Raw genomic sequence first — 246 nt, forward strand, 5'->3', positions numbered from 1 at the left:
ATCCTAGCAACAACACGACTGGGATGGGTCGCTTCCATCGTGACCTCCAGCACACCGCTAGCAAGAACAGCAGGGCAGGAAACAGCACGTAGCTGCGGGCAATGACGGCGTACTGAAACAAAAAAAAGTAAGTGAACGGCAGCGCCAGCCGAAACAGCAGCGGGAACGGCGAGCGGTAAAGAATCAACATCACCGTGCCGCATGCAATTCCGCCGCACACCCAGTGAAGGCCCGTGTATGTAACCC

Annotated in this window: 1 pseudogene; it reads right to left on the bottom strand. The window is 56.5% G+C overall.

The annotated features are described in order from the left end of the window. Nucleotides 1–193: pseudogene (locus AC5IJH_RS18690) on the bottom strand (ABC transporter permease); the annotation flags it as partial. Between the last annotated feature and the right edge of the window lie 53 nt (nt 194–246).

It is taken from the genome of Candidatus Dedyshia acidiphila, from assembly GCF_051025295.1.
Lineage (GTDB): Bacteria > Acidobacteriota > Terriglobia > Terriglobales > Acidobacteriaceae > KBS-83.